The organism is Oleiphilus sp. HI0066 (assembly GCF_001635725.1).
The window spans coordinates 1-890 of sequence record NZ_LWFH01000463.1 but is presented as its reverse complement, the minus strand read 5'-3'; the positions used below and the strand labels follow the sequence as shown (position 1 = coordinate 890).

1 protein-coding gene, 1 pseudogene and 1 riboswitch are annotated in these 890 nt (G+C 44.4%); the gene and the pseudogene both read left to right on the top strand.

Annotation, left to right across the window (positions count from 1 at the left end):
• A pseudogene (locus tag A3738_RS31835) lies at positions 1 to 199 on the top strand (hypothetical protein); the annotation flags it as partial.
• 113 nt (positions 200 to 312) lie between these two features.
• Positions 313 to 538, top strand: a riboswitch (cobalamin riboswitch).
• Between the two features lie 161 nt (positions 539 to 699).
• Positions 700 to 890 (top strand): cysteine-rich CWC family protein (locus A3738_RS06680; RefSeq protein WP_156504014.1); only part of this gene is annotated, 191 nt, incomplete at its 3' end.

Sequence of the window (890 nt, the reverse complement as noted above, 5' to 3'; positions counted from 1 at the left end):
TGAACATACCATCGAGGTTAGTGACGCTAATCCAGATGGGTGTAAGCCTTTACACTCCTGCGGAGATCATGTTCATGGTCCAGGTTGTGGCCACGAAGCGGTGCCTCATGGAGATCACATAGATTATTTAGTGGATGGCAGGTTACACCACGTGCACAACGGGCATTGTGATGATCATGGTCCTATAGAACTGGTATAGATAGAGTCACAACGCTTCTTTAATTTGAATTGCTGAGTCATGGCGACTAGTGCTCCACTAGTTGCATAATTAGGCCAGTAAACTTATATTCAGTACCGCATTGGTTCACGCCTACTAAATAGATGCCTTAGGGTATCTACAGGTTGTGCTAAGAGGAAATCTGGTGAGAATCCAGAACTGACGCGCAGCGGTAATAGGGAACGAAAGCGACACGATTGGTATCTCATATAGATTAAGATCAGGCACTGGAAAGAGCTCCGGGAAGCCGTCGCCGTAGAAAACTAAGCTCAGCTTATTTGCCCTTAAGTCCGAAGACCTGCCAACGCAGTTCATCCACAAACTATTGGGTGAACTTTCATGCCTTCGCGATCATGAGGTATAGAAAGACAGGTTTTAGTTGCCTTAAGCAAGCTTAGTGTTACCGCTTATCTTGCCTCCTGTAGTTTCTTCTTTTTTCGCAAAGGACCGTTTACCGAGTTCAATTTGCGTTGTAAAGAAATATGCCGAACCATGAAGAAATCAAATGCCCCCGTTGTGGATCACCCTTTGAATGTAAAATGGGATCAATCACAATTTGCCACTGTAGCGATGTCCACTTATCTAGAGAACAAATGGCGTTTATTTTGGAACATTGGCAAGGCTGCTTGTGCCATGCGTGTTTGCTTGAGATTAAAACATTGTTACCAGAGAA